Source organism: Kitasatospora sp. NPDC059973 (assembly GCF_042737525.1).
Classification (GTDB): domain Bacteria; phylum Actinomycetota; class Actinomycetes; order Streptomycetales; family Streptomycetaceae; genus Kitasatospora.
Map to the genome: position 1 here is coordinate 1 of NZ_JBHWUI010000299.1, position 5,114 is coordinate 5,114.

At 74.4% G+C, this 5,114-nt stretch carries 4 protein-coding genes; 2 read left to right on the top strand and 2 right to left on the bottom strand.

Going from position 1 to position 5,114, the window contains the following annotated elements; translation table 11 throughout:
• Positions 1 to 51: 51 nt before the first annotated feature.
• Together ACFWA9_RS38100 and ACFWA9_RS38105 are read right to left on the bottom strand one after the other, a co-directional pair.
• Positions 52 to 2,481: a lamin tail domain-containing protein gene (locus ACFWA9_RS38100; protein ID WP_380393963.1), complete on the bottom strand. Its 2,430-nt coding sequence runs from the start codon at positions 2,479 to 2,481 to the stop codon at positions 52 to 54.
• A 396-nt stretch (positions 2,482 to 2,877) separates the two neighbouring features.
• Positions 2,878 to 3,864, bottom strand: coding sequence for a helix-turn-helix transcriptional regulator (locus ACFWA9_RS38105; RefSeq protein WP_329487108.1), 987 nt, complete (start codon positions 3,862 to 3,864; stop codon positions 2,878 to 2,880).
• Between the two features lie 475 nt (positions 3,865 to 4,339).
• On the opposite strand from ACFWA9_RS38105, the gene ACFWA9_RS38110 reads away from it, so the two are divergent.
• Together ACFWA9_RS38110 and ACFWA9_RS38115 are read left to right on the top strand one after the other, a co-directional pair.
• Positions 4,340 to 4,552 carry a hypothetical protein gene (locus ACFWA9_RS38110; protein ID WP_380393966.1) on the top strand — a complete coding sequence of 71 codons (213 nt, stop codon included), beginning with the start codon at positions 4,340 to 4,342 and terminating at the stop codon, positions 4,550 to 4,552.
• A 7-nt stretch (positions 4,553 to 4,559) separates the two neighbouring features.
• Positions 4,560 to 4,829, top strand: a complete 270-nt coding sequence (locus ACFWA9_RS38115) for a hypothetical protein (RefSeq protein ID WP_329487110.1) — start codon at positions 4,560 to 4,562, stop codon at positions 4,827 to 4,829.
• Positions 4,830 to 5,114 lie beyond the last annotated feature (285 nt).

Genomic DNA, 5,114 nt, shown 5'->3' on the forward strand with positions numbered 1-5,114 from the left:
GGGGCGGTGACCGGAGTTCCGGTCACCGCCCCCTCGGTCGTGCCGCGGGCCCTACGGCTTGATGCGCACCACCTGCGGGTCGTGGTCGCTCGCCTGGACGGCGAACTCGCTGTTGATGTGCACCACGTCGTACTTGGCGTACCCGACCTCGGGGCTGACCAGGACGTGGTCCAGCACCTGCGAGTTGCCCTGGTAGACGTAGGAGTACTGCTCCTTCTCCGGCAGCTCGTTCACCAGGTCGCGCAGCACGCCGTCCTTGGTCAGCGCGGCCAGCGCGGGCGAGAACTGGTAGTCGTTGAAGTCACCGAGCGAGACCACCTTGGCCTCCTTGTCGGCGGCCAGCAGCTTGGCGACGAAGGCCTGCTCGACCGTGGCCTGCTTGAGGCGCTGCACCTCGGAGCTGCGGGCCGGGGCCTGGAAGCGGCTGTCGATGCCCTGGTCGCCGCCCTTGCTGTTGAAGTGGTTGGCGATGACGAAGACCTTCTTGCCGCGGAAGGAGAACTGGCCCACCAGCGGCTTGCGGCTGTTCACCCAGGCCTCGTCGGCCGGGGCGATCCGGCCGGGCGAGGCGGTCAGCGCGGTGGCCGCGCCGGTGCCGGCCACGTCCACCGCGGCGGTGGCGCTGCCGCCGGCGATGTCGGTGAAGGAGACCCGCTGCGGGTTGAAGAGGAAGACCTGGCGGATGTTGCCGCCGGGCTCGCCGCCGTCCTTGCCGTCCTGCGGGTCGATCGAGCGCCAGTCGTACGCCGGACCGCCGGCCGCCTTGATGGCGGCGACGAACTTGGCGACGGTCTGGCTCGCGTCCACCGTGCCGTCGCTCTTGGCGCCGTTGTTGTCCTGGATCTCCTCCAGGGCGAGGACGTCGGGCGAGCGCAGGTTGGTGACCACGGCCTGGGCCAGCTCGGCGAACTTGGCGTCCGGGTTGCCGGGCGCCAGGTTCTCCACGTTGTAGGTGGCGATGGTCAGCTCGCGGTCGGCCGGCTGCGCGGTCACCTCGCGGGCCAGGTGGTTGTCCTGGAGCGCGCCGAGGGTGCCGGCGACCAGGGTGTAGCCGCCGAAGCTGTTGTAGTCCAGCGGGCCGTCGGTGGTGCCGGCCAGCACGTCGCCGACGTTGGCGACCGGGAACGGCTGCTGGGCGACCGGCGCCTGCTGCTGCACCATCAGGCGGCCGACGTTCGGCTCCTCGTACGACTCGTACAGCACGCCGCCGCGCCGGCTCCTCTGGTCCTGCTTGTCGGCCGCGACCCAGAGCTCGTTGTACTTGTCGGTCGCCTGGATCACCCGGACGTCCTTGACCTGGACGCGCATGCCCTCCAGCGACTCGTAGAAGTCCAGGGTGTACTTCTCCGGCTGGAGCGGCAGGGACTCGACGGTGCCGCCGGCCGGGGCCTGCGGGGTGTAGGTGCCGGGGATGTTGCGGGTGTCGACCTCGACCGCGGCCGGCAGCGGGTTGCCCGAGGAGAGCACGGTGACGGCCGGGCCGGTGAGCTGGGTGAGCGACTGCGAGCCGCCGTTGAAGTTCGGGTAGTACTCCGTCACCTTGCCGGTGACCAGCACCGAGTCGCCGACCTTGACGGTCGGGTTGGCGCTGCCGGTGTAGACGAAGACGCCCTCGCTGGTGGCCGGGTCGGCGTCCGGGTTCGGGTCCTGGATCCAGAAGCCCTTGGAGCCGTAGCCGCGCACGCCGGTGACGATGCCGGGCACGCCCGCGACCGTCTTGCCGGTCCGGCTCGACAGCCGGGTGGTGCCCTGGATGTCGTGGATCCGGACGGTGCCCGGCTCGGTCGGGCCGGTCGGGGTGGAGCCCTCGGCGACCTCGCCCTTGCTGTTGGTCGGGCTCGGGGCGCCGGCGGCGAGGTCCGCCGCGTTGTCGTCGGTGTCCGGGAGGCCCGCCTTGCGGGCCACCGAGGCGGTGTTGGAGGCACCGGCGGCGGCGGCCGAGCCCTCGTGGACGACGGCGGTGCCGAAGCCGACCAGGTCCCGCACGCGCGGGTCGGCGGCGCAGTCGGCGGCGGTCCTGCAGGTCAGCGGGTCGGTGCCGCGGACCAGTGCGACGGTGCCGCTGGTGCCCGACAGGGCCAGCGAGCCGGCCGCGTCCGGGGTGGGCAGGTCGACCGTGCCGGCCGCGCCGGCCGCCTCGGCGACCAGGTAGCGGGTGCCGGGGGCGATCGCACCGGTCAGCGGGGTGACGCCCCACTGGGAGTTCGCGCCGGGCGTGCCGGATATGTACTGCACGCTCCAGCCGTCCAGGCCGAAGGCGGCGCCGCCCTTGTTGGCCAGCTCGATGAAGTCGTTCTTCAGCGTGGCACCCGAGTTGCCACCGCCGCCGTACACCTCGGCGATCACCGCGTCGGCCGAGGGCGCGGCCACTGCGGCCGGCAGCGGGACGAGCACCAGCGAGACGGCCAGGCCGGCCGGAAGGAGGGTCGCGCGGAGCAGGGTGCGGCGCGACCGCGGGCGGGAAGCGGGGGAGGTGGTCACCTGGACGGGACTCCTTGGTTCGTCGTGGCGCGCAGCGGCACGGCAACGGGGGTGGCACGAGTGGCCCGGCAGTCGTGGGGCTGCCGGGACGTGAGGGTGGGTCAGACGGGCGCGAGTGCGCTACCCGCGTAGAGGCGCGGGCCCGGGGATCCTGGACGGCCCCCCGCAGCGCCTTAAGATACGCGCGTAGAAAATGACGCGACAAGACCTCGGCGGTGAACAATCGAGACCGTCGGCGAGATCACACCCGAAGCTGTGACGCGCGCGACAGGTCGGGCGCCCGGCGGGGTCCCGCCGCCGCCCTGACGGTCACTCCCGGGGCCGAGGGGATGCCGCTCCCGGCGGACGGGCCGCCCCGGCAGATCGTCACCGTGGGGGCCGCACCCCCGACCGCCGCTACAGCCAGCCGCGCTGAGCGGCCTTCAGGCCCGCCTCGAACCGGCTGCCCGCGTCCAGCCGCTCCATCAGCGCGGCCATCTGCCGGCGCACCGTCCGCACCGAGACCCCGAGCCGCTTGGCCGCCGCGTCGTCGGTGAGCCCCGTGGAGAGCAGCCGCAGCAGCTCCCGCTCACCGGCGCTCAGGCCCGTTCCGGCGTCCTCGGCCCGGTGGGTGCCGAGCGGGACGGCCGTCTCCCAGGTCTGCTCGAAGAGCGCGACCAGCGAGGCGACGATGCCCGGCTCCTCGGTGCACAGGGCGCCGAGCCGGGTGTTCTCCGGGTCGATCGGCACCACGGCGGTGGAGCGGTCGAAGACCAGCATCCGGGGCGGCAGCACCGGCGCGGTGCGCACCCGCCCGCCGAGACCGGTCATCCACTGCGCGTACCCGAGGGTCTCCGGGTCGTTGCGGACGCTGTCCTGGTAGATGGTGCGCAGGCTCACCCCGCGCACCAGGGCGTCCTCGTCCAGCGGCCGGGAGGCGGCCAGGCTGGCCGCGGACTGCGCGCCGCCGGGCATCACCGCGAGGCACTCGGAGGTCAGCCGGGCCGTCAGCACCTCCAGCTTGGCCTGGATGGCGTCCAGGCCGACCAGCCGCTCGCCGCCGTCCACCAGGGTGCTGGCGCGCAGCGTCGCGTACTCGGCCACCGCCCGCGCCACGGCCGCCTTGGAGACGGCCAGCTCCTGCTGGCGCCGGGCGAGGTCCTCCTCCTGACGGCGCAGCAGGAGCTCCAGCCCGCGCTCCGGACTGACCGGCCAGAACGCCCCGGGGCGGTCCCGCGAGGCGCGCAGCAGGGTGAGGTCGGCGAGCCGGTCGAGCGCCTCCCGGACGGCGCGTTCGGGCAGCCGGAGCCGCTGGCACAGCTCGACCACGCCACCCTCGGGGTCGGCCAGCATCTCGCGGTAGACGGCCTCCGCGGTGGTGTCGAGGCCCAGCAGTTCCAGCACTTCAATGACCCCTGCTCGTCGCAATGGGATTATCGGGCGATCTGCGGCTCGATCCTTGCGCCGTGGCACCGGCGTCACAAGGCATGATCCGGTCAAGCGACTCGGGTGTACGCCGGCCCCCGGCGGGGAACCACGCCGACAGCCCCGCCGGAACGGTACCGGGGGGTGTCGCCCGAGGGGCACCGGCAGCGGCCCTGGCGAGCGGTACCGCCGCCGCGCCCAGGGCCCCGCCGGCGGACCGGCCGACGCGGGCGGGCCGGCCGGTGGGCGCATCCGCGGGGATTTCGCCAGGAGGTTGCAGCTTGCTGCCTGGCCTGTTGCTGCCCGCCGCCGCCCCTCCCGCCCGGGGGCCGCCACCGGGGAGGATTCCCCGTGCGTGCACCCTCCCCCGCGCTCCAACGCCCCGCGCTCGCACACCTCCCCCGCGCTCTGCCCCTTCGCGCCCTGAACCACTGTGCCCAGAACAGGAACCGCCGTGCCCAAGACCGTCCGGCTGCTCGCCGCCGCCGCCCTCGCACTCTCCCTCGCCGGCGTCTCCGCGCCCGCCTTCGCCGCCCAGCCGGCCGCCGCCACCGCCGTCACCGCCGGCGTGGCCGCCGACACCGGCATCGGCTGGGACCACCCGCTGCCCGCGGCGATCGGCTGGGACACCACCCCCACCGGGAACCCGGGCATCGGCTGGGACTGACCCTTCGGTGTTCCCCGTCCACCTGACCCTCCTGGACGTCTCCGCCGCGCCGACGGGCGAGGCGGGAGCCGCCGACGTCCAGGCAGCCGTGTGGGGGTGCGCGGGGCCGGGCGACGGTCTGGAGCACGTGCGCGCCTGCGCCGTCCCGGGGGGTGTGGGACTGGTGCTGTACGTCCGCGCGCCGGACCAGGGCGTGGCCGAGCTGCGGGCGCTGTCCCTGCTCGACCGCACCCTGGCGGCCGGCCCGACCGGCCGCTTCGCGCCCGCGATGCCCTGACGGCACCGCCGGCGCCGCTTTCCGGCCTTCCGTAGGGGTTTCCACCGATCCCCATCCCTCGGAAATTTGGCCGATTTCGAGCGCTCACCGCTCCGTCCGGGTGCCCGCCACCCGCGCTCCGCCCCCGGGGCGGGTCGGCCGGCCGGTCCGGGCGGGCTCCGGGCCGGCTCCGAGCGGGCTCCGGGCGGGCTCCGGGCGGAGCCGGGACGATGGGGAGAGACGCAGCCGGACACAGACGGACGGAACGAGGAAACGGCGGGCCGGTCCGGGGAGAACCCCGGACCC